At 51.6% G+C, this 21,646-nt stretch carries 21 protein-coding genes; 10 read left to right on the plus strand and 11 right to left on the minus strand.

Annotation, left to right across the window (positions count from 1 at the left end; all coding sequences use genetic code 11):
• The first annotated feature begins 161 nt into the window (after positions 1 to 161).
• On the plus strand, positions 162 to 959 hold the full coding sequence (locus FDW97_RS09780) for an SDR family NAD(P)-dependent oxidoreductase (protein ID WP_137350975.1): 798 nt from the start codon (positions 162 to 164) through the stop codon (positions 957 to 959).
• A gap of 1 nt (position 960) precedes the next feature.
• Here FDW97_RS09780 and FDW97_RS09785 read toward each other — a convergent pair whose 3' ends face one another.
• Positions 961 to 1,887, minus strand: coding sequence for a DMT family transporter (locus FDW97_RS09785; protein WP_137350976.1), 927 nt, complete (start codon positions 1,885 to 1,887; stop codon positions 961 to 963).
• A 102-nt stretch (positions 1,888 to 1,989) separates the two neighbouring features.
• On the opposite strand from FDW97_RS09785, the gene FDW97_RS09790 reads away from it, so the two are divergent.
• Positions 1,990 to 2,904 (plus strand): LysR family transcriptional regulator, encoded by a 915-nt coding sequence (locus FDW97_RS09790; protein ID WP_121528822.1) that lies wholly within the window; start codon positions 1,990 to 1,992, stop codon positions 2,902 to 2,904.
• Positions 2,905 to 2,909: 5 nt separating this feature from the next.
• On the opposite strand, the gene FDW97_RS09795 is transcribed toward FDW97_RS09790, so the two are convergent.
• A complete protein-coding gene (locus tag FDW97_RS09795; protein ID WP_069323233.1) occupies positions 2,910 to 3,458 on the minus strand; it encodes a TetR/AcrR family transcriptional regulator in 549 nt (182 codons plus the stop codon).
• 85 nt (positions 3,459 to 3,543) lie between these two features.
• On the opposite strand from FDW97_RS09795, the gene FDW97_RS09800 reads away from it, so the two are divergent.
• The 3 genes from FDW97_RS09800 (at position 3,544) to FDW97_RS09810 (ending at position 5,957) form a co-directional block, all read left to right on the plus strand.
• The gene (locus FDW97_RS09800) at positions 3,544 to 4,752 is read left to right on the plus strand and encodes an MFS transporter (protein WP_137350977.1); all 1,209 of its coding nucleotides are present in this window, start codon (positions 3,544 to 3,546) and stop codon (positions 4,750 to 4,752) included.
• Complete coding sequence (locus FDW97_RS09805; protein WP_137350978.1) at positions 4,752 to 5,567, plus strand: Cof-type HAD-IIB family hydrolase; 816 nt, start codon at positions 4,752 to 4,754, stop codon at positions 5,565 to 5,567. Before FDW97_RS09800 ends, FDW97_RS09805 begins: the two co-directional genes overlap by 1 nt.
• Before the next feature lie 108 nt (positions 5,568 to 5,675).
• Entirely contained in the window at positions 5,676 to 5,957 is a 282-nt protein-coding gene (locus FDW97_RS09810) for a hypothetical protein (protein WP_038639207.1), read from the plus strand.
• A gap of 27 nt (positions 5,958 to 5,984) precedes the next feature.
• Here FDW97_RS09810 and FDW97_RS09815 read toward each other — a convergent pair whose 3' ends face one another.
• Complete coding sequence (locus tag FDW97_RS09815) at positions 5,985 to 7,217, minus strand: MFS transporter (protein ID WP_038639204.1); 1,233 nt, start codon at positions 7,215 to 7,217, stop codon at positions 5,985 to 5,987.
• 296 nt (positions 7,218 to 7,513) lie between these two features.
• Between FDW97_RS09815 and ybjG the strand changes: the two genes are divergently transcribed.
• Together ybjG and deoR are read left to right on the plus strand one after the other, a co-directional pair.
• Complete coding sequence (gene ybjG / locus FDW97_RS09820) at positions 7,514 to 8,122, plus strand: undecaprenyl-diphosphate phosphatase (protein ID WP_038639201.1); 609 nt, start codon at positions 7,514 to 7,516, stop codon at positions 8,120 to 8,122.
• Positions 8,123 to 8,185: 63 nt separating this feature from the next.
• Positions 8,186 to 8,944 (plus strand): DNA-binding transcriptional repressor DeoR, encoded by a 759-nt coding sequence (gene deoR / locus FDW97_RS09825; RefSeq protein ID WP_042309541.1) that lies wholly within the window; start codon positions 8,186 to 8,188, stop codon positions 8,942 to 8,944.
• A gap of 48 nt (positions 8,945 to 8,992) precedes the next feature.
• On the opposite strand, the gene dacC is transcribed toward deoR, so the two are convergent.
• Positions 8,993 to 10,195, minus strand: a complete 1,203-nt coding sequence (gene dacC / locus FDW97_RS09830) for a serine-type D-Ala-D-Ala carboxypeptidase (RefSeq protein ID WP_032940149.1) — start codon at positions 10,193 to 10,195, stop codon at positions 8,993 to 8,995.
• Positions 10,196 to 10,524: 329 nt separating this feature from the next.
• Between dacC and FDW97_RS09835 the strand changes: the two genes are divergently transcribed.
• Positions 10,525 to 11,151, plus strand: coding sequence for a glutathione S-transferase family protein (locus FDW97_RS09835; protein WP_137350979.1), 627 nt, complete (start codon positions 10,525 to 10,527; stop codon positions 11,149 to 11,151).
• Between the two features lie 5 nt (positions 11,152 to 11,156).
• On the opposite strand, the gene FDW97_RS09840 is transcribed toward FDW97_RS09835, so the two are convergent.
• Both FDW97_RS09840 and bssR read right to left on the minus strand, forming a co-directional pair.
• Positions 11,157 to 12,254 (minus strand): PQQ-dependent sugar dehydrogenase, encoded by a 1,098-nt coding sequence (locus FDW97_RS09840; protein ID WP_137350980.1) that lies wholly within the window; start codon positions 12,252 to 12,254, stop codon positions 11,157 to 11,159.
• Positions 12,255 to 12,356: 102 nt separating this feature from the next.
• Positions 12,357 to 12,740, minus strand: coding sequence for a biofilm formation regulator BssR (gene bssR, locus FDW97_RS09845; protein ID WP_038639191.1), 384 nt, complete (start codon positions 12,738 to 12,740; stop codon positions 12,357 to 12,359).
• Positions 12,741 to 12,960: 220 nt separating this feature from the next.
• On the opposite strand from bssR, the gene FDW97_RS09850 reads away from it, so the two are divergent.
• Positions 12,961 to 13,887, plus strand: coding sequence for a LysR family transcriptional regulator (locus FDW97_RS09850; protein ID WP_121528816.1), 927 nt, complete (start codon positions 12,961 to 12,963; stop codon positions 13,885 to 13,887).
• A 31-nt stretch (positions 13,888 to 13,918) separates the two neighbouring features.
• Here the strand turns inward: FDW97_RS09850 and glgP are convergent, their stop codons facing one another.
• Positions 13,919 to 16,369: a glycogen phosphorylase gene (gene glgP, locus FDW97_RS09855; RefSeq protein ID WP_137350981.1), complete on the minus strand. Its 2,451-nt coding sequence runs from the start codon at positions 16,367 to 16,369 to the stop codon at positions 13,919 to 13,921.
• Positions 16,370 to 16,421: 52 nt separating this feature from the next.
• The gene (locus tag FDW97_RS09860) at positions 16,422 to 16,607 is read right to left on the minus strand and encodes a glycine cleavage system protein T (RefSeq protein WP_223229568.1); all 186 of its coding nucleotides are present in this window, start codon (positions 16,605 to 16,607) and stop codon (positions 16,422 to 16,424) included.
• A 232-nt stretch (positions 16,608 to 16,839) separates the two neighbouring features.
• Between FDW97_RS09860 and rimO the strand changes: the two genes are divergently transcribed.
• The gene (gene rimO / locus FDW97_RS09865; RefSeq protein WP_038639187.1) at positions 16,840 to 18,147 is read left to right on the plus strand and encodes a 30S ribosomal protein S12 methylthiotransferase RimO; all 1,308 of its coding nucleotides are present in this window, start codon (positions 16,840 to 16,842) and stop codon (positions 18,145 to 18,147) included.
• 54 nt (positions 18,148 to 18,201) lie between these two features.
• Here the strand turns inward: rimO and gsiD are convergent, their stop codons facing one another.
• From gsiD to gsiB, 3 genes are read right to left on the minus strand one after another with little or no spacing between them, the layout of a single operon-like run.
• The gene (gene gsiD / locus FDW97_RS09870) at positions 18,202 to 19,113 is read right to left on the minus strand and encodes a glutathione ABC transporter permease GsiD (protein WP_069323226.1); all 912 of its coding nucleotides are present in this window, start codon (positions 19,111 to 19,113) and stop codon (positions 18,202 to 18,204) included.
• 2 nt (positions 19,114 to 19,115) lie between these two features.
• Positions 19,116 to 20,036, minus strand: coding sequence for a glutathione ABC transporter permease GsiC (gene gsiC / locus FDW97_RS09875; RefSeq protein WP_069323225.1), 921 nt, complete (start codon positions 20,034 to 20,036; stop codon positions 19,116 to 19,118).
• A gap of 46 nt (positions 20,037 to 20,082) precedes the next feature.
• Positions 20,083 to 21,621, minus strand: a complete 1,539-nt coding sequence (gsiB, locus tag FDW97_RS09880; protein WP_137350982.1) for a glutathione ABC transporter substrate-binding protein GsiB — start codon at positions 21,619 to 21,621, stop codon at positions 20,083 to 20,085.
• Between the last annotated feature and the right edge of the window lie 25 nt (positions 21,622 to 21,646).

Raw genomic sequence — 21,646 nt, forward strand, 5'->3', positions numbered from 1 at the left:
GTGGAGCCCATCAACCCCGCCGTTTTGGTTCAAGGTTGATGGGTTTTTTGTTGCCTGAAATTTGCTATCCCCCCTTCTCCCCGTAATTCCTCCCTAAATTTGCAGCACGCCGGTTATGGCACATACTTTTAATCGGTGCTTAAAGGTGACGGGAGTTTACTATGTTGCTTACTGGAAAGGTTGCGGTGATCTTCGGCGGCAGCGGTGCTATTGGTAGCGCGGTTGCACAGGCGATGGCACGCGAAGGTGCCCATGTATGCCTGGGCGCGCGCTGTCAGGAAAAGCTTGATTGGGCGGCCAGTCGCCTGCGAATGGCGGGGGGTACCGTCGATACGTTTATCACCAATGTGCTCGACGAGCACGACACCTCAACACAAGTTACCCGCCTGGTACAGCAAACCGGTGGAATTGATGTGGTGGTTAACGCGACCGGCTTTATGCATGAACAGGGCAAGCGCATCGACGCATTATCCCTCTCTGAGTTTATGAGCGGTATCACCCCTTTCCTTGCGGCGCAGTTCAATATCGCAAAAGCCGTAATGCCGCACATGGGCGGCAATCGAGCGGGCGTCATTATCACCATCGTTGCGCCCGCCGCCACGATGGCGATGCCCGGGCATCTCGGCCATATCGTCGGCTGTGCAGGAACAGAAGCGTTTATTAAAGCGCTTGCCAGCGAGACGGGACCAAAAAACATTCGTGTCGTCGGCGTGCGCTCGCATGCGATTGTGGATGCGGTAGCGGCCGGTTCCTATACCGGGGAGATTTTCACCGCGAAAGCGCAGTCAATGGGTTTAACCGTCGAACAATGGTTAGGCGGTGCGGCACAAGGCACCATGCTCGGACGCCTGCCTACGCTGGCACAAATCGCTGAGGTTATAACCTTTCTGGCTTCAGACCATGCCAGAGCAATAACCGCCACGGTGGTAAATATTACCGGGGGCGCAACTGTAAGCTAATTTACTCGCTTTTTAACGCCGTGCGCTGCTGCGAGCCTTTTTTTGCACTCGGGCGGGAACACAATGCTATACCGCACATAATAACCAACGCGCTCACCAGATGATATGAATGCAGAGTGACGTGCAAAAACATAACGCTAAATAATCCGCCACTCAGTGGGATCAAGTGTGAATATATCTCTCCGCGGGTTGCGCCAATGGCGCTAATCCCTTTGTTCCATAACAGATATGACAGCCAGGAAGGAAAAATAACAAGGTATGCCAGCCCAGTAATAACACCTGTATTGGTATAGCTATCCCAGCCCGGCATACCATTGCGCATCAGCTCCACAGCCAGTACCGGAATAAGCACCATCGCACCGAGCAGCGCGCTCACGGCGACAAAGGCGTTTCCCTTCACCTCACGCGGTTTAATGCGCAAAAAAGCACAATAAACAGCCCAACTTACCGCCGACCCCATGGTCCAGACATCGCCCTGATTCAGATGTGCAAATACCCGCGCGTGTATCATATCGCCCTGCGACACCAGCCAGGTAACACCAACTGTACTCAGGATCACACCGGCTATATTTCGCGCAGAAATCCGCTCTTTAAAAAAGAACTTATTGATTAACAGAACGAGCGCCGGGGTGGTGGACATATAAATCGCCGCATTGAGCGAGGTTGTATATTGCAGGCCGATATACAGCGTTAAGGGAAAAAGAACCTGACCACAAAGCGCGAGGAAGACGATAGTACCAAAGGATTTTTTCATCACCGGCCATTGCTCTGTGACCTGACGAAAATAGAGCGCCATCAATAATAACGCGGTAAATATCCAGCGTGCCGCTGATAAAACAATGGGATCAACTTCAGCGACCAATAGATGACCAATCACATAATTTCCACCCCAAAAACAGGCAGCCAGACTGAGTAAAAGATAGGGCATATATGCGCCTTATTGTCAGTTGTACGGTATGACCACAAGGCTACGGCGGTGTGAAAATGAATGCTAATATAACGTTTTTATCCATGTGCATAGATTAAAACTATGAAATTTACGCTAAGGCAACTTGAGTTTTACATCGCACTTGCAGAAACATTACAAATTTCCAAAGCTGCTGCGCGCTGTCATATTTCTCAGTCATCAATGACTATTGCCATGCGGAATCTGGAAGAAGCATTAGACGTGCAGCTATTTGTACGTTACCCCAAAGGGGTGAAGCTCACCGCCGAGGGCGAGCGCTTTCTGGCACATGCCTGCAACATCATCAACAGTAGCCACTCGGCTGTTGACGACCTGCATGACAGGAGTGAAATTCTTACCGGCACGGTGCGCATAGGCATTGCCGAAACGCTCTCTGCTTATCTTATCCCGGATATACTCAACGATATTGAACGACGTTTTCCTTTGCTGGAGATCGTGTTTTATGAAGCTACAGCACCGGAACTGGTACAGGCGCTACGGGAACACGAGGTCGATTTTTGTCTGCTTCTTACCTCAAACATCAGCCATGATAACGACCTGGAGATCGAAACATTTATTCGTTCACAGCGCCGCCTGTGGACGTCTATTGGGCATCCGCTACAGAGCAAGTCTTCGATCCGTTTAAAAGACGTCGAGAAGCTTCCATTTTTACTGCTGGAAACCGATAAGTACCCTGACGTAATCATCGATTACTGGCAGCAGCGTGGTTATACGCCCAATATCAGTTTTCGCAGCAACTCTTTTGAAGCCATAAGAAGCCTGGTTGCAAAAGGTAGAGGCATAACCATTTTATCCGACCTGGTGTATCGCCCGTGGTCACTGGATGGTCTGCGCGTTATGCACAGAACGATTGATGATTTTATTACTTATATGGATGTCGGGACGGTAAAAATAGCCGCCCGACCATTGACGCCAGCGGCGATGAAAGTCATCGATTTTTTACGTCAGGCCGTTACCCGCCTCGACAAACCATTTTGATAATTTTATCTCTGCGGCAATCCGGCAATACGCTCCACCATCACCAGAATATCCTCCCGCGACAGCGGTTTTTTGTCGGTGACAAAATGCAGCGTCATTCCTTCGAGAAATGCATCCAGCGCCCGCGCAGTTACCGGTTCAAACCATTGTTCCAGCGTTTGTTGACTGCGTAACATCCAGTTTTGCATCACCATTTTCAACGTCGGTTTGCGACTGGCGAAAGCATACAGCTGGTACATAAGTTCCATATTATCGGGCGTCGTAACCTGGGAGCTGTAAATCATCTCGGTAATGGCATGGCAGGCTGCCTGCGCATCCGCAACGTCGGCAAAAAAAGCCTGATACTGCTGAGACATTGTGTCAGTAAAGCGCCCGAACGCCTCCATTAAAAGCTCATCTATTCCTGAGAAATAATAGGTCATTGAACCCAGCGGCACCCCGGCAATCATGGCGATTTTTCGGTGCGTAACCCCATGGACACCGTAGGCGATTACCGCCTCCAGGGTGGCCTGAACTATCTTTTCCCGCCGTAGCGGATCGTTCGCGCGTCGCACTGCATTTCCTCTCCTTGCATTTGTGTACAAATGTACACAGTCTTGCTAATGTTGTCTTCTTCCCTCTTTTCTTTGGCTCGAATTCATGACAGGCACCTCACCACGCAAAGCCTTAAGACGTCGCACCTGGGCGCTTTTCACGTTTTTCTTTTTACCCGGATTACTAATGGCTTCCTGGGCAACGCGTACTCCTGCCATCCGAGATATCCTCTCCATCTCCACCGCCGAAATGGGCGCGGTATTGTTTGGACTCTCAATTGGTTCGATGAGTGGCATTCTTTGTTCGGCCTGGCTGGTGAAACGATTTGGCACGCGTAAAGTGATCCGCACCACCATGTCCTGTGCAGTCCTCGGGATGGCTATCCTCAGCGCAGCGCTCTGGTTGCATTCCGCATGGCTTTTCGCGTTTGGCCTGGGCGTGTTTGGCGCCAGTTTTGGCGCGGCGGAAGTCGCCATCAACGTCGAAGGCGCGGCAGTTGAGCGCGAAATGAACAAAACCGTGCTGCCGATGATGCATGGTTTTTACAGTCTGGGAACGCTGGCGGGTGCCGGGGTCGGGATGATGCTTACCGCCTTCAGCGTTCCAGCGACTTTACATATTTTACTGGCGGCAATGGTGGCAATCACTCCTATCTTTATCGCCATCAAGGCCATTCCAGACGGCACGGGCAAGAATGCCTCTGACGGCGCTCACTCCAGCGAAAAAGGCGTGCCTTTTTATCGCGACATTCAGTTGCTGCTGATTGGCGTCGTAGTGCTGGCAATGGCGTTTGCTGAAGGTTCGGCCAACGACTGGCTGCCGCTGCTAATGGTGGATGGCCACGGGTTTAGCCCGACATCAGGCTCGCTGATTTATGCTGGTTTTACGCTGGGGATGACCGTGGGTCGATTCACCGGCGGCTGGTTCATCGACCGCTACAGCCGCGTCGCGGTAGTGCGTGCCAGCGCGCTGATGGGTGCACTTGGCATCAGTCTGATTATTTTTGTCGATAGTACCTGGGTAGCAGGTGTTTCCGTTATTCTCTGGGGGCTTGGCGCATCGCTCGGCTTCCCGCTGACCATTTCAGCCGCCAGCGACACCGGTCCCGATGCGCCAACCCGCGTCAGCGTTGTGGCGACCACCGGCTACCTGGCGTTCCTGGTAGGGCCGCCGCTGCTCGGCTATCTGGGTGAACACTACGGCCTGCGCAGCGCTATGCTGGTGGTGCTGGCGCTGGTGCTTATCGCCGCCATCGTCGCGAAAGCGGTGGCGAAACCGGATCTCAAAAATACCCCTGTGATGGAGAACAGCTAATGAGTATCAAATTAATTGCGGTCGACATGGACGGCACTTTTTTAAGCGACCAAAAAACCTATAACCGTGAGCGGTTTATGGCGCAATACCAGCAGATGAAAAAACAAGGCATCCGTTTTGTCGTCGCCAGCGGCAACCAGTATTACCAGCTCATCTCCTTTTTCCCTGAACTGGCCAATGAAATCTCATTTGTCGCTGAAAACGGCGGTTGGGTAGTCAGTGAAGGGAAAGATATTTTTAACGGTGAACTGGCAAAAGACGATTTCAAGGCCATCATGAATCATCTGTTGACCCGTACGGACATCGACATTATCGCCTGCGGTAAAAACAGCGCCTATACGCTCAAAAAATACAGCGATGAGCATAAATCCGTTTCCGCCATGTACTATCATCGTCTTGAGTTTGTAGATAATTTTGACAACCTCAACGACGTTTTTTTCAAATTCGGGCTGAATATTTCAGACAACCGTATCCCGCAGGTGCAGGCCGATCTCCATGAGGCAATTGGCGATATCATGGTACCGGTGCATACCGGCTACGGCAGCATCGATTTAATTATTCCAGGTGTGCATAAGGCAAACGGTCTGCGCCTGCTGCAACAACGCTGGAATATTAGCGACGACGAGGTTGTTGTGTTTGGCGATGGCGGAAATGATATTGAGATGCTGCGTCAGGCGGGATTTAGTTTCGCAATGGCCAACGCTCACGAACCGGTTGTCCAGGCGGCAAAATATCGCGCGGGATCGAACAACGAAGAGGGTGTGCTGGATGTTATCGACCGCGTATTAAAAAACGAAGCGCCGTTTACACATTAACGCCTCAGCACAGACGGCAACAAAATGATGATATGATCTATTCATAATCCGCCTCAAATTAACTCCACTGGATTATTACCTCCGGTGATTACTTCAGGCGAGCGGATCATGAAGAAAAGTGTACTGATGGCGACATTGTTGCTGGGCTTTACCGGAACAGCATTTGCGCAAAGCGTTACCGTGGATGTACCAAGCGGTTATAAAGTGGTGGTCGTGCCCTCTTCCGTCAGCGTTCCGCAGGCGGTCAGCGTGACGACCGCGCCGCAAACGGTGTATGTTGCGCCGGCACCTGCCCCGGCCCCGGTCTATCGCGCGCATCCTTATGCGCGACATGTTGCCAGCGTAGGTGAAGGGATGATCATCGAACATCAGATTGACGATCACCACTAAGTTTTGCGAAGCCCGGGAAACCGGGCTTCAGCCTTCCCGGGAATTCCCTACCCGTTTATCTTTCAGAAAGATAACCATCAATATCAGCCACAGTACGCCGCTTGCCAGATTAAACAGGCTGAACAAGCCGTTTCCTCCCAGCAGATAAGCATGTTTGCTCAACTCAATACCGACGGTAAAAATCAGCATCTGCAACATGCCCATGGCGGCAGAAACCGTACCCTTACTCATTTCACTGGCAAACAACGTCAGGCGGACCAGCCCCGCATTCGCCACGCCAATGCCAAACGCATAGATACTCAAACCCGCCGTCATCCACAAATACGCATGGGATGACACCACCGTGGCCGCCGCGGCAATCACCAGCCCGACGGCGATAGGCCAGCCGCCCATGATAATCAGCGAACGCACGGTCTTGCGCGAAGTCAGACGCGCCAGCACCAGATTACCAGCAATCAGCGCCCCAAAAATCGGCACCTGCAACAGGCCATATTCGTAACTGCTGAGGTGTTCTCCGCTGATGATAATAATCGGCGACTGGGCAATCCACGCCAGTAACGGCAGGCTGACAAAACCCAACGCCAGCGCGCCGGCAACAAAACGCCCATTTTTTAGCACCAGCTTATAATCTTTACCCAGATCTTTAATGGACAGTTTTTCACCAAGCCGGGTCGCCGTTTCCGGCATCGCGCGTTGCAGGCCAAAAAAGGAGATAGCTGCGAGGGCGGCAAACAGGATAAACATCCCTTCCCACGGCAGAACATGCACCCAGGCCGCGCCAACTAACGGTCCCAGCAGCGGCGCAATCAGCGCCACGTTTGCCATCAGCGCGGTAATTTTAATGCATACCGCTTCCTCAAAAGATTCCTGAATTGCGGCGTAACCTACCGCTCCGATAAAGCACAGGCTTATCCCCTGCAAGAAACGCAGAAAGGTAAATTGCTCAATATTCTGTGCCAGCAGAGTCGCAAGGCAGGTCACAATGAACCACAGCACACCGGTTAACATCACCGGGCGACGACCAATACGATCCGACAGCGGTCCTAACAGCCACTGTAAAAACATGCCACCCGCCAGATAGGCAGTCATGGAAGTGGGTACCCAGTCTAATCCGGCCTGATATTGCTCCACCACCGCCAACATTCCAGGTTGGATCATATCGTTACCGATATAAGTAGAGAATTCGTAAAGCACCAGACAGAGAGGAAAAAGTAATGCCTGACGCCCCAACCGGGCGCCTGAAGATAAACGGTTTTGCATGCAGTCTCTTAGGAAAGGAAAAAACGCGCAAAGTGTAATAAATGCGCCGTACCGGTGATAGTGAATTATGTGATTTGAAAGCAAAATGCGCACATTTTTACATTCATTTGCTCAAGAACATTTTGCTTTAAGGTTAATTTAAGTTGAGGCCGCTATCATGCTCAATAAGTCCCATTAATTGTCTTAAAAATAGTCATTTAGCAGACAAATAAGACAAGACCGCTTTTTATCCTGTAACAGCAATTTTATGCTCTCCCCCTATGGGCCTTTTGACAATTACACTGAGTCTGGACGTTATGCTGGAAAACCTGAACAACTCGCTTTTTTATCTCATCAATGCCACGCCGGACTCTGCGCAATGGGCTATCTCGCTCGCCATATTTATTGCCAAAGATTTAATCAGCATTGTCCCGCTGTTAGCCGTTATTCTCTGGCTTTGGGGACCGCGCGCTCAGGTTACTCTCCAGCGCCAGTTGGTCATAAAAATGGCGATAGCGCTGGCAGTCGGCCTGACTATTTCATGGCTGATGGGGCATCTGTTCCCCCACGATCGTCCGTTCGTTAACCACATTGGGTACAACTTCCTCCACCATGCGGCGGATGACTCTTTCCCGAGCGATCACGGCACGGTTATCTTTACTTTTGCTCTGGCTTTCCTGTTCTGGCATCGTCTGTGGACTGGCGCGCTGCTGATGGTTGTCGCCGTGGCGATTGCATGGTCGCGCGTTTACCTTGGCGTACACTGGCCGCTGGATATGCTGGGCGGATTCCTGGCTGGGCTGATCGGTTGCCTGAGCGCCCAGATGATCTGGCAACGGTTCGGCGCCACCCTATATTTCGGCTTGCAGACCTGCTATCGCACCTGTTTCGCTCTGCCCATCCGTAAAGGCTGGGTGCGTGACTAACCCACGGTAAAAAGAGTAGTATTAGGCGCAATACGAGCACTTATACTACTCTCCAGGGGAACTATGGAAACTCGACGCGACGAGCGTATTGGTCAGTTGCTACAGGCGCTGAAACGCAGCGATAAATTACACCTCAAAGAAGCCGCGACGCTGCTGGGCGTATCTGAGATGACCATTCGTCGCGACCTGAATAATAACAATGCGCCTGTCGTCTTGCTCGGGGGCTATATTGTTCTGGAGCCCCGCAGCGCCAACCACTATTTAATCAGCGATCAAAAATCCCGTCTGGTTGATGAAAAGCGCCGTGCCGCCCAGCAGGCGGCGAGCCTCGTACAGGCGCATCAGACCATCTTTTTCGACTGCGGCACGACCACGCCGTGGATTATTGAGGCTATCGACAATGAACTGCCTTTCACCGCAATCTGCTACTCGCTAAATACGTTTCTGGTATTGCAGGAAAAACCGCAGTGTCGCGTCATTCTGTGTGGTGGGGAATTTCATGCCAGTAACGCCATCTTCAAACCGCTCGATTTTCAGGAAACACTGAATAATCTGTGCCCGGATATCGCCTTTTATTCCGCGGCTGGCGTGCACATTGAGAAAGGCGCGACCTGCTTTAATCTGGAAGAATTAGCGGTGAAACACTGGGCAATGTCGATGGCGCAGCATCACGTTCTGGTGGTCGACCACAGCAAGTTTGGGAAGGTACGTCCTGCGAGGATGGGGGAATTAAAACGTTTTGATACCATCATCAGTGATAGCCGCCCCGACGATGAGTTTGTGGAATACGCTAAGGCGCAACGCATAAAGCTGTTGTATTAGGTGATACTGCCGGACAGCGATAGTAGCGCCATCCGGCAATCGGTAAGATTAAGAGAACCAACCGCCAAACCACTGGTGGAACTTCATCATCACAAAATCCCACATCCGGCTAAAGAAACCACCCTCTTCCACCGCTTCCATCACCATCAACGGACGCTGCTCAATAGATTTACCGTTCAACTGGAAGTCGATAGTCCCCACAACCTGCCCCTTTTTCAGCGGCGCAGTTAACTGTGGCTCGGTCAGCGTAAAGCTGGCTTTCAGGTTCTTAAGCTGACCGCGCGGGATGGTAACCGAACCCGCTTCCCCGGCCCCCAAATTGACTTCGCTCTTATCGCCAAACCAGACGCGCTGAGTCACGAAGGTGGCATCCGGCTTGATCGGCGTAACGGTTTCAAAGAAGCGGAAGCCCCAGGTCAGCAGCTTTTCGGATTCATTAAAACGGATACGGTCGGTTTTCGCTCCCAGCACGACGGAGATCAGGCGCATATCCCCCTGGGTCGCGGAAGCGACGAGGTTATAACCTGCGCCCGCTGTGGTACCGGTTTTCATTCCGTCCACGTTCAGGTTGGTGCTCCACAACAGACGGTTGCGGTTCGGCTGGCGAATTTTATTAAAGGTAAACTCTTTCTCTTTGTGAATAGCGTACTCTTCGGGCACATCGTGGATTAACGCCTTGCCGAGCAACGCCATATCACGCGCGGTACTGAACTGCCCTGCCGCATCCAGGCCATGCACCGTCTGGAACGTGGTATTGGTCAGTCCCAGCTTTTTCGCGTAACCGTTCATCAGACCGATGAAGGACTCCTGGCTCCCGGCAACGTAATCAGCGAGTGCGATACAGGCATCATTACCAGACTGAATGATAACGCCTTTGTTCAGATCGGATACCGCAACCTGATCGCCAGGTTTGAGGAACATAACCGACGAACCGCGCAGGGCCGGATTACCGGTCGCCCAGGCATCTTTGCCCACGGTGACCATGTCGTTGAGATTAATTTTTCCGGCCTTCAGCGCCTGACCGACCACATAGCTGGTCATAATCTTGGTCAGACTGGCAGGATCCAGTTTCTCATCAGCATTACCTTCCGCCAGCACCTTGCCGCTGGCGTAATCCATCAGGATCCATGCACGCGCGTCCACGCTCGGAGGAGCCGTGGGTTGCTCCGCCGCCTGTACGGTCGGCGCCAAAAGGATTAAGAGTGCAGAACCTGCAGCAAAGCTGCGAAGTGAAGAGAAGTATTGCGTCATAAATGCCACCCGAGTATCCATTCTAAAAAACCACGTCATACCACACCGTGTTTACACAAAACTGGCCAGACAACCTCGGCCAACCCATTGCAGAAAAAGTCTGATGGATGACGTGTAAAATAAGTGCGGTGAGTAATAACGCACTAACGAGCTTAAAGAAACCGTAAGTTGGTAAAGTTTTTAAAGTTTATGCAATAACGCCGCGCAGCGCTGCCCCTGGCACGATTTTTTTAGACGTTGTTGCGTAAATATTAGGTTTACCCCACCATGTGAGCGAGTCAGAGGGTATCTGCAGCCATGAAGCTGCTCAATTAATTTGCGGGGTTACTATGATTACACTGTGGGGTCGCAATAACTCGACCAACGTAAAAAAAGTATTGTGGACGCTTGAAGAACTGGAACTGCCGTATAACCAAATTCTGGCGGGCGGGCAGCATGGCGGTAACCGCGACGCCGGCTATCTGGCGATGAACCCGAACGGGTTGGTCCCACTGCTACGCGATGATGAAACGGACGTTGTCCTGTGGGAATCCAATACTATAGTCCGTTATCTGGCGGCTCAGTACGGACAAAATCGCTTATGGATTGACGCCCCGGCCGCGCGTGCTGTCGGCGAAAAATGGATGGACTGGGCGAACCAGACGCTGAGTCCTACGCACCGGGTTATCTTATTTGGTCTGGTCAGAACGCCGGTCGATCAGCGCGACATGGCAGCCATTGAGGCAAGTACTCAGGTTTGCGATAAGCTGTTTGCTATTCTGGATAACGCGCTGGCGGACCAGCCGTGGTTCTCCGGAGCGGAATTCGGCACGGCGGATATCGCCATTGCGCCATTCGTCTATAACCTGTTCAACGTTGGTCTCACCTGGACCCCGCGGCCACACCTGGAACGCTGGTATCAGCAACTGACTGAACGCCCGGCATTTCAAAAAGTGGTAATGATCCCGGTCAGCTAATCAGCTCAGGGACTCACTTTCAATAATTCCCCGTCGGACTCGTCGGTTAACACGTACAAATAGCCGTCTGGTCCGACGCGCACATCGCGGATCCGCTGCCCTCTATCCTGTAAAATGCGACCATCCTCCGTGACCGCATTCCCTTTGACGCTCAGCACGATCACCTCTTTATCTTTCAATGCGCCAATGAATAACTTCTGCCGCCACTGCGGGAAGGTATCGCTATCATAAAAAGCCATTCCGCTAACTGCCGGCGACTTTTCCCAGTAAAAGATGGGTTGCTCAGTACCCGCAACAATTTGGCCTTTCGCTTCGGGAATTTTAAGACCACTGTAATTAACGCCCCAGGTGGCGATCGGCCAACCGTAGTTTTTGCCTCTTGCGGGGATATTGATTTCATCGCCTCCGCGCGGACCATGCTCATTGAGCCACAGCGCATCGCTCCATGGATTCATCGCCATACCTTGTGGATTACGGATGCCATACGACCAAATTTCTGCCCGCGCCCCCGCCTGATTCACAAACGGATTATCCGGCGGCGTTTTGCCCTCGTCGGTCAGACGTACCACCTTGCCCTGCAATTTATCCAGATCCTGCGCGGTTGCACGTTGGTTATTTTCACCCAGGCCAATAAACAGATAGCCATGGCCATCAAACACCATGCGCCCGCCAAAATGGTTTCCGGTTGAGAGCTTCGGCTGTTGGCGAAAAACGGTCTGGAACGCTTGCAGGTGTTTGAGATCGTCGCTCAGGCGTCCGTAACCTACCGCCGTACCGGCTTTACCTTCACTGTCGGCTTCAGCAAAGCTGAGCCACACTCGCCGGGATTGTGCAAAATCAGGCGCTAACGCCACATCCAACAATCCTCCCTGACCATTCGCCCAGACTTTAGGTACGCCGTTCAGCGGGTCGGAAAGCCCCTTATCAGGTTGCCAAAGTCTAAGCTGGCCGCCTTTAAGGGTAATTAATATACCGCGATTATCGGGTAAAAAAGCCAGCGACCACGGGTGATCAAGTTTGGTTTGCAGCACCTCCACCTTTACCGCGGCGGCATAAGAGGAAAATAGCGCAAGTGGGATAGCACAGAGAAAGAGTCGACGCATAACACCTCCTTAATGGCTCTGCATAAAGCGTAGCCAGCAGGGGGAATTATCCCGTCACATTTACATAATCTTAACGAAAAGGGGGAGCGCCCTCCCCCTGATTCAGACGTGTTCCAGCGTTGGATAAGATTGCAAACACTGGATGCTCAGCGTCAGCGTTGTCAGGCAGTTTTCCAGTTTATCTGCGTTAACGGCGATAAAAGTTGGACAATCGTGATGTCCACTCATAAGACAAACAGCGGCGGCGGCTAACGCCCCTTCAGCACGATGAAGGGCATTCCACTCTTCCTGATCAAGATGCATACCGTGAAGCTGTGATTGCTCGTGCAATTCGCGATTCAGCACAAAAAAATTATCACGCAGACGATCGCTCTCGCTGACTGACATGTAGCCTTTCGCTTTTCTCAACAGCAGATAAGCGGCAAGTTCGATACGGGCGTTTATCAATTTGTTGAGAAGATCGGTTCTCAGTCTGTCAACAACCATACTTTGTTCCTCCTCTTTCCAACCATGGTGCAACTTAATAGTATGGTTGTTTTTTGAACAAATAGATGTCCTACATCAACAAAGCTCAATTGATTAACATAATTTACAATGTTACAACTCCAGGCGATGCGCTTAGCGAAAAGAGTCAGTTTCCCGCTGGCATGACATTTTTTGCTATACCTGATGTGATTACTGCCGTAGTGCTGATTATGAGGGGTCTATGTCGAAAGCAAATGATGCAGAGAAAATTCGCACGCTCTCAAAAATTGATCTCAATCTGCTGACGATTTTCTGTTTGATCTATAGCGTAGGCAGTATCTCCCGAGTCGCTGATATGTTGAATATCTCACCCTCTGCCGTCAGCCAGTCCTTGAGAAAACTGCGCGAAATGATGGGGGATAATCTGTTTGTCCGCAGCGGAAATGCGCTGTTACCGACGGTCTACTCTGATGAGCTTTATGATAAAACGATCCCTATTATCGACAAACTGTCGTTGCTGATGCCGCTTTCCACGCCTGCCGCCAAAAAAAGGCTAACGCTCTATACGGAATCTTTTATTTCCCCTATCGTCATTCCCGACGTTACCGCGAGGATAATCGATACCGACGCCGATATCAGTCTCTTGCATCTCACCGCCGACCTGAATGAACAGAGCATTATTGAGTTATTGAATATGCGCCAGGCGGATGCCATTTTTTCAACTTTTTCCGTTGAGTCAGCAAGCCTTTCATGCCAGAAAATATGCGATATGCGCCTGGTACTGGTAGCGTCGCAGAATAACGATTTATACGGTAGTTCCATTAGCGAAGCACAATTCAGAAACGCGAACCTGGTGGGTTATAATACCAAGAATGAAAAAATCATTTACCATCGCAGTATTGTGGATAAAAAATTCAGATCCGGGGATCGCTGCCTGCTGACCTCATCATTTACGGCGATACTGACGATTGTGTCCAATACCCATTGTATAGGTGTGATCCCGGAAAAGGTATTTGCAACACATGCTCATCTGTATGGGCTGAAAAAAATAAACACGCCGTTTCCCCTGCCGCAATTTAGCGTGTTTGCTTCATCGCGCAAAGACAGCAATACCCATAAGATCCTCTCCCCCATTCTGGCCGATTTGCAAACCGCCTCCCTGTTATGAAAACCAGGGAGGCTCAGCGTTGGGAAAATTGCTATATGTGAATTTTAGCTATGCGCCAGATATGGTCGGCATATTCCTGCACCGTTCTGTCCGATGAGAAATACCCCATGTTGGCAATATTGTGCATCGTCCTGGTCGTCCACTCCCGGGGAGTTCGATACAGCTCATCCACCGCATCCTGACAGTTCACATAGCTGCGGTAATCCGCCAACACCTGATAGTTGTCGCCAAAATTGATTAATGAATCCAGCACGTCTCTGTAACGTCCGGGCTCCTGAGGGCTGAACATACCCGTACCGATTTGCGTCAGCGCCAGGTGCAGTTCCTCATCATTTTCAAAAAGGCGTCGCGGGTCATAGCCATCGCGTCGTAAGGCTGCAACCTGATTAGCCGTATTACCAAAGATGAAGATGTTATCTTCCCCAACGTACTCGCGCATTTCAATATTCGCACCGTCGAGCGTACCGATGGTCAACGCGCCATTCATACCAAACTTCATATTGCTGGTCCCGGAGGCTTCCGTCCCGGCCAGAGAAATTTGCTCTGACAGATCGGCAGCCGGAATAATTAGCTGTGCGAGACTGACGCTGTAATCCGGGATGAAAACCACCTTCAATTTGCCGCCTGTTTGCGGGTCATTGTTGACTAACTGCGCCACATCATTAATTAAGCGGATAATTTGCTTCGCCATGTAATAAGACGAGGCGGCTTTTCCGGCAAAAATATTCACCCGTGGAACCCAGTTGGCATCCGGCGCGGCTTTAATCCGGTTATAGCGCGTGATCACATGCAGCACATTCATAAGCTGCCGCTTGTATTCGTGAATACGTTTCACCTGCACATCAAACAACGCATCTGGATTCACCACCACGCCGTAATGGGCGGCAATATGTTGCGCCAGTCGCTGCTTATTTTCATACTTCGCCCGGCGTACCGCCTCATTCACCGTCGGATAATCTATGTATTGCTTTAACTCGCCCAATTGCACTAATTTGGTCCGCCAGCTTTCACCAATATTCTCATCCAGCACATTGGCAAGCGGAGGATTAGCCAGCGCCAGCCAACGCCGCGCCGTGACACCATTGGTTACGTTGGTGAAACGCAGAGGAAAGATACGCGCAAAATCAGCAAACAGAGAGTCGGTCATCAGTTTTGAATGCAACGCCGACACGCCATTTACCTTATGGCTGACAACCACCGCCAGCCAGGCCATGCGCACCACGCGCCCATTAGATTCATCAATCAGCGATACGCGCTGCAACAGTTCGCTGTCATCGCGATAGCGCTCCTGTAACGTCTTCAGGAAGCGGTCGTTAATCTCAAAAATAATCTGCAAATGACGCGGTAAAATTCGACTTAACATTTCTACCGGCCAGGTTTCCAGCGCCTCGCTCATCAACGTATGGTTGGTATAAGAAAAAATCTGACAGGTCACGTCAAACGCGTTATCCCAACTAAACTGGTGATGATCGATCAACAAACGCATCAGCTCAGGGATCGCCAGCACCGGATGCGTATCATTGAGGTGGATAGCGATTTTATCGGCCAGATTATCGTATGTGCGGTGCAACTGATAATGTCGGCTCAGGATGTCCTGAATCGTGGCCGAGGCCAGGAAATAGGCCTGGCGTAAACGCAGTTCTCGCCCTGCATCAGTCGAATCATCCGGGTACAAAACTCGCGAGATCCGCTCGAAGTGATATTTGTTTTCCACTTCCGTAGCAAAGTCTTCCTGCTGATTCAGTTTGCCCGCATTGACCTCACTATTTACCTGAACGTTCCACAACCGCAAAGTATTGGTGGTGTCCGTCGCATAACCGGGAATAATCTGGTCATGGGCCACCGCCAGAATATCTTCAGTTTCTAGCCAGCGGGTTTTATTCCCTTCTTGTTGCAGTCGCCCGCCAAAGCGCACTTTATAATGCGTATTATGACGTTTGAATTCCCACGGATTACCATATTCTAACCAATAGTCCAGCGACTCTTTTTGCACGCCATCGACAATATTTTGTTTAAACATACCGTAGTTATAGCGAATGCCGTATCCGCATCCCGGCAGGCCAAGCGTTGCCAGCGAATCAAGGAAACAAGCCGCCAGTCGTCCAAGGCCGCCATTCCCAAGTCCGGGATCATTTTCCTCGTCAATCAGCTCTTCCAGTTCCAGCCCCATTGCCTCAAGCGCGCTTCTGACTTCGTCGTAAATACCTAACGAGAGCAACGCATTAGACAGCGTACGGCCAATTAAAAATTCCATCGACAGATAATAAACCTGGCGCGCATCCTGAGAGAATTGTGCCCGATTAGAACGGTGCCAGCGCTCGACCATTCGATCGCGTACCGCATATAACGTCGCATTAAGCCACTCCCGTTTCGTGGCGATGGCGGGATCTTTGCCAATAGTAAATAAAAGTTTATTAGCAATATCATCTCTCAGTTTATCAACATCAGAGTCCGCCGCGAGCGGCAGTGGCGAAATATACATATTAACGTTACCTTTCAAATTTTGCAGGATGGGTAATAGACAGGTGAATTATTTAAACTCTGGGTTTGCGAGCGTCAGTTTTTTGCCGAATAATTTCATGACTGGCGATAAACGTTAATTCTGTCATTAATGCACGCCAACTTAAGCCTGTGGCCAGTGAGATATAATATAAACTCACACCATTAGCATAAAGAGTTTTAGCCATTTCAAGCTTCGACTGCAAAACAATATCTTTCAAATTTAACCTCATTAATAACGCTCGACGAGATAAAAATTTACGCTAATTAATTTCTACAGCCAAGAAGTGACACTTAAAGCCGGAATTAGACTCGCTAAACACCTTCCGCTAACCGATCCACTATTTATAGGTATTGGTCTTTATTCTCCCGGTCTTATGCCGATCAGATATAGATGTACCGTGACGGCATCTGTATAATCCCCCGATTACGAGCAATGTACAGTATAAGAAAATGGCAAAAATTGGTTTTATATCACTAGGTTGTCCGAAAAACCTCGTCGATTCTGAGCGCATCCTGACCGAACTTCGTACCGAAGGCTATGATGTTGTGCCAAGCTACGACGACGCGGATATGGTTATCGTTAACACCTGCGGCTTTATCGACAGCGCGGTTCAGGAGTCCCTGGAAGCAATCGGCGAAGCGTTGAACGAAAACGGCAAGGTGATCGTTACCGGCTGTCTGGGCGCGAAAGTCGATCAGATCCGTGAAGTCCACCCGAAAGTGCTGGAAATCACCGGTCCGCACAGCTATGAACAGGTTCTGGAGCACGTTCATCACTATGTGCCAAAACCAAAGCATAACCCGTTCCAGAGTCTGGTTCCTGAGCAGGGCGTCAAGCTGACTCCGCGCCATTATGCCTATCTGAAAATTTCTGAAGGCTGCAACCACCGCTGCACGTTCTGCATTATTCCGTCGATGCGTGGCGATCTGGTGAGTCGTCCGATCGGCGACGTTCTCAGCGAAGCCAAGCGTCTGGTAGATGCGGGCGTGAAAGAGATACTGGTCATTTCTCAGGATACGTCCGCGTACGGCGTGGATGTGAAGCATCGCACCGGTTTCCATAACGGCGAGCCGGTCAAAACCAGCATGGTTGATCTGTGCGAACAGTTATCAAAACTGGGGATCTGGACGCGTCTGCATTACGTCTATCCTTACCCGCACGTTGATGACGTGATCCCGTTGATGGCGGAAGGCAAAATTCTGCCGTATCTGGACATCCCGCTGCAGCATGCCAGCCCGCGTATTCTCAAGCTGATGAAACGCCCAGGCTCCGTGGACAGACAGCTGGCGCGCATCAAGCAGTGGCGTGAAATTTGTCCTGAACTGACGCTGCGCTCCACCTTCATTGTTGGTTTCCCGGGGGAAACAGAAGAAGACTTCCAGATGTTGCTCGACTTCCTGAAGGAAGCACGCCTGGATCGCGTCGGCTGCTTTAAGTACAGCCCGGTAGAAGGCGCTGGCGCCAATGACCTGCCAGATCAAATCCCGGAAGAGGTGAAAGAAGAACGCTGGAACCGCTTTATGCAGTTGCAACAGCAGATCTCTGCTGAACGCTTGCAGGAGAAAGTGGGCCGCGAAATTCTGGTTATCGTTGATGAAGTTGACGAAGAAGGCGCGATTGGTCGCAGTATGGCTGACGCCCCGGAAATCGATGGCGCGGTATACCTGAATGGCGAAACCAGGGTGAAACCTGGCGATATCATCCGCGTGAAGGTCGAAAACGCAGATGAATACGATCTGTGGGGCACCCGCGTTTAAATAGCGTAACCCAACGCAGGCCGGATAAGCGTTACGTCTTATCCGGCCTGTGGTTTATCCTTTTATCTTCGGGTCCAGCGCGTCGCGCAGGCCATCGCCCAGTAAGTTAAACGCCAGCACCGTCAGAAATATCGCCACCGCCGGGAAAATCGCCACATGCGGCGCAATCACCATATCGGCCCGCGCCTCATTGAGCATTGCCCCCCACTCCGGGGTCGGCGGCTGCGCGCCCAATCCCAGAAATGACAAGCTCGCGGCAGAGATAATCGACGTGCCAATTCGCATGGTAAAAAAGACCACAATCGATGAGACCGTTCCCGGCAGAATATGGTTAAAGATGATGGTTGCATCGCTGGCGCCAATACTGCGCGCAGATTCAATAAAGGTCTGCTGCTTCAGCACTAGCGTATTCCCACGCACCAGGCGCGCGAAGGCCGGAATAGAAAAAATAGCCACGGCAATAATCACGTTGGCAATACCGCTGCCCAGCACTGCCACCACAGCGATCGCCAGCAAAATACCCGGAAAGGCGAACAGTACATCGCAGATGCGCATAATCAGTCGATCCCACCAGCCTTCGTAGTATCCCGCCAGCAATCCCAACACGGTGCCAATCGTCGCGCCAATAAATACGGCAAAGACCCCTGCCGCCAGCGAGATTTGCGCGCCAACCAGCACACGGCTAAAGATATCCCGTCCCAGGGAGTCAACGCCGAACCAGTGCAGCATCGACGGCCCGTCATTCAGACGGTCATAATCGAAGTAGTTTTCGGCATCAAATGGCGTCAGCCAGCGGGCAAAAATCGCCACCATAATCAGGATAAGGACAAACAATCCCGCGATCATCGCCATGCGCTGGCGGCGGAAACGACGCCAGAACTCATGCCACGGCGTGCGAATCTGCTCTGGCTTAACAAGGGGCATCGCATTTAAAATCGCCTGTCGGCGCCAGTTAAAAAATCGCATCCTTACTTGTACCTGATAGCCGGATTAATGGCGGCGTAGAGTACATCCACCACTAAATTAATAAGAATAAACTCCAGAGAGAATAACAGCACCTCGGCCTGTATCACCGGGTAGTCGCGCATTTCGACTGAGTCCACTAACAGTCGTCCAAGCCCTGGCCAGTTAAACACCTTCTCAACCACGATTGAGCCGCCGAGTAAAAAACCAAACTGTAGCCCCATCATGGTAACCACCGGGATCATCGCGTTACGCAGACCATGTTTCAACACCACCCAGGTTTCACTCACCCCTTTAGCTCGCGCGGTGCGCATATAATCTTCACTGAGCACATCGACAAACGAAGCACGGGTAAAGCGGGCCAGCACCGCAGCCACCGCCGCCCCCAGCGTAATTGACGGGAGGATATAGTGCAGCCAGGTGTCAGCGCCCACGGTGGGCAACCAGCCGAGTTCAACGGAAAATATCTGCATAAGCAGCATGCCGAGCGCAAAAGCCGGAAAAGAGATCCCGGTGACCGCCAGCGTCATACTTAACCTGTCCGGCCAGCGATTACGCCACACGGCGGCGATAATCCCCGCCGTCATGCCAAATAACACTGCCCACGCCATACTGGCAATTGTCAGCCATAGCGATGGCATAAAACGGCTGGCAATCTCTTCCGCAACCGGGCGGCGAGAAACCATCGAGGTTCCAAAATCGCCCTGCAACACGTTGGTCATGTAATGCCAGAACTGAATATGCAGCGGTTGGTCCAGACCCAGTTGCTTACGCACCAGTTCAATCACCTCAGCATCGGCCTCCGGTCCGGCAATCAGCCGGGCCGGATCGCCGGGTAGCAGGTGAACAAATAAAAACACCAGCACCGCCACAATCAACAGCGTTGGGATCAACCCCAGCAGGCGCTTGAAAACATAGTTAAGCATCACGCTCCCTTCGCCGGCCCCTGCATTACGGGGCCGAATGCATCGCTTATTTTAAATCCGCATCATCAAAGCTAAATCCGGTATCCGGCATGATCCAGAATCCCGTCAACCTGGTGCTGTGCGCCGAAATCAGTTTTTCAACCACCAGCGGGATCCACGGCGACTCTTTCCAGATGATATCCTGCGCATCTTTGTACAGCTTCGCTTTCTGCGCCGGATCGTTGGTTTGCAAAGCCGCGGCTAAATCACTGTCCACCTGCTTATTGCTGTAGAACGCCGTGTTAAACAGCGTCGGCGGCCAGTTTTGTGATGCAAATAGCGGCGACAGCGCCCAGTCCGCTTCACCTGTAGAAGCAGACCAGCCGGTGTAGAACATCCGCACTCCGCTCTCTTTCTGCGCTTTACCTTCAACTTCCGCCGCTCGCTGACCAGCGTCCATCGCCGTTACCTGCGCCTTAATGCCCACCTGTGCCAACTGCTGCTGGGTAAATTGCAGTACTTTCTGCGCGGTACTGTGGTTATGCGAAGACCATAGCGTGGTGGTAAAACCATTAGGGTAACCCGCTTCTTTCAGCAACTCGCGCGCTTTCGCCGGATCGTAAGGCCACGGCGTATAGCTTTGCGCATAGGCAATCGATGGCGGGAGAACACCGGTGGCAGGCGTCGCGTACCCGGCAAAAGCGACTTTCACCAGCGCCTGACGGTTGATGGCATAATTCAGCGCCTCACGCACCTTCGGGTTATCGAACGGTTTTTGCGTGACGTTCATGCTGATATAGCGCTGCATGATAGACGGACTGGCCACCAGTTCCAGGTTTTTGTTCTTCTCCAGTAGCGCCGCCTGCTCGTAAGGGATCGGGAAGGCAAACTGCGCCTCCCCGGTCTGCAGCATGGCCGCACGCGTGTTGTTGTCGGTCACCGGACGCCAGGTAATCGTGTCAAGCTTTGGCAACCCTTGCTGCCAGTAGCCCGCGAACTTCTTAACCTTGACAAAATCCGTCTGATTCCAGGTTTCAAGCTGATACGGTCCGGTGCCGACAGGATGAAAGCCGATCTCCTTACCGTATTTCTCCAGCGCGGCAGGCGAAATCATCGCCGTTGCCGGGTGCGCCAGAATATTGATGAATGCCGAGAACGGTTGCTTCAGCGTAATCTTCACCGTCGACGGGTCGACAACCTCGGTTTTATCAATATTCTTATACAGGTTGTAGCGTTTCAGATGGTTTTCCGGATTACTGGCCCGATCGAGGTTAGCTTTGACCGCATCGGCGTTGAAGTCAGTGCCATCCTGAAACTTCACGCCCTGACGCAGCTTAAGGGTGTAAGTCAGGCCATCATCAGAAACCGTATAACTCTCCGCCAGCACATTTTTCAGCTTCATCTCTTTATCAAGGCCAAACAGTCCTTGATAAAACGACTTTGCTACCGCCTGCGACAACGTGTCGTTCGCGTCATAGGGGTCGAGCGTGGTGAAGTTAGATCCCACTGCCACCACCACGTCTTTGGCGGCCCAGCCCGGTGCGGCGGCCAGCGCCGAGGCCACTCCCACAGCAACCAGCCATTTTCGAGCAACAATTTTTGTCATGTTATTCTCCTTAAACCCTGTCTGC

It is taken from the genome of Citrobacter sp. wls708 (assembly GCF_005281255.1).
Classification (GTDB): domain Bacteria; phylum Pseudomonadota; class Gammaproteobacteria; order Enterobacterales; family Enterobacteriaceae; genus Citrobacter; species Citrobacter werkmanii.